The 1,460-nt window shown below is 37.7% G+C and carries 2 protein-coding genes; both read right to left on the bottom strand.

What is annotated here, in order from left to right; genetic code table 11:
* Nucleotides 1–63: 63 nt before the first annotated feature.
* Nucleotides 64–450 carry an IS110 family transposase gene (locus HMPREF2877_RS03745; RefSeq protein WP_045768432.1) on the bottom strand — a complete coding sequence of 129 codons (387 nt, stop codon included), beginning with the start codon at nucleotides 448–450 and terminating at the stop codon, nucleotides 64–66.
* 19 nt (nucleotides 451–469) lie between these two features.
* On the bottom strand, nucleotides 470–1,231 hold the full coding sequence (locus tag HMPREF2877_RS03740; RefSeq protein WP_002886742.1) for an IS110 family RNA-guided transposase: 762 nt from the start codon (nucleotides 1,229–1,231) through the stop codon (nucleotides 470–472).
* Nucleotides 1,232–1,460: the final 229 nt, after the last annotated feature.

Here is a 1,460-nt window from a genome sequence, read left to right as displayed (position 1 = left end):
AAAAATAGCGCAAAAAACTCTTCTTGTGTTATACTGTAATTGAGATTTTTTAAATTTTTGGTGTTAGAACTGTTGCCTCAGTCCTAGCACTTTTTCTTTGTCGTATTCTTGGTGTGTTGCGAGAATTTTGTAAATGATACGAAGCAGCTTATGTGCGCAAGCAATGACGGCTTTCATCTTACTTCCTCTTTGGGAAATTTTGCTATAAAAAGATGAAAACGCATTGTCTTTAGAGTGAGCCGCAATCAATCCCGACATGGTCAAAGCCTGTTTGATATATCGATTTCCTTGCGTGATATGTGAGGATTTTTTAATGCCAGCACTTTCATAAGATCCTGGGCAGAGCCCAGCCCAAGAAGCTAAGTGTGCGTCCGATTGAAAAGCCTTCACATCTGGTCCAATCTCAGCTAAAATAGTGGCTGCACAAGTTTCACTCACACCAGGAATCATTTGAAGTAATCTATTTTCTTCAGGGAAACTCCTTTTCGATATAAGCTATTATTTCACTCCTTAATTTATTCATGAGTTTTTGATACAATTGATATTCTTCTAGGCTTTGCTCCAAGAGAAATCGATCCTCCAGTGACAACTTCCCATTCATGGCCTCCATTAATTCTTCGGGACTTGCTTTGACATGCTTGTGAATACAAGCTGTCACATTGTCATAATCAATGAGTTCCCCATTGATAAAGAGCGTTAAAAGAGACTGTCCTGTCTTAGAGAAGATATCAGAAAGATAGCTGGTTAGTTTGATATTAGCACGTTGTAAGAGGTTATGAATCTCATTCTTTATTTGAGTTTGACGTTGTTTGTAAGAACGTAACCTACGAGTGAGTAAACGTAACTGCATCACTTCAGGGCTTGGAATGTAAGATGGCTCAATAAGTCCACAACGTCCGAGCTGTGCAATCCATTCGGCATCTTTCATGTCTGTTTTTCGACCAGGCACATTCTTAATATGTTGGGGGTTAGCTAATATCAAATTGAGTTCTGAGTCTGAGAATATATTAAAGAGTGGTACCCAATATTGGCCAGTGCTTTCAAAAAAGACATGTGTGACGTGATTTTCCAATAACCAATCTAAGGCGTTTTGGAGAGCTATAGTTGTTGTACCAAATTTTTTCTGAATCTTTTTAGGTTTATTGCTTTCTAGTGGACCATCTAGAATACAACAAACGATAGACTTTTGGTGGACATCAATTCCACAACAAGTTTCAATCATAACTTCCATTACAAAAACCTCCTGTTAACTATTGAACAATAGAACAAGAGGCTATTAGTAATTTTATTTTCATGCTCAAGGCATATTCGAGTTATCTCATAACTCTTGTTCATCCAGTTTTTGATACAGGCTAGGCAAAGCCCTATTAAAGACAACGGATTGGTATTGTTCACCTTCATTATAAGCCGAACTTTCTTTTCTGTCATGAGTTAGCAGGCTAAGCCTGCTTAGAGTTTTT

It is taken from the genome of Streptococcus sp. HMSC072D03, assembly GCF_001812855.1.
Lineage (GTDB): Bacteria > Bacillota > Bacilli > Lactobacillales > Streptococcaceae > Streptococcus > Streptococcus salivarius_D.
Note: the sequence above shows the minus strand (reverse complement) of the source record. Positions and strands in the feature narration are given on the sequence as shown.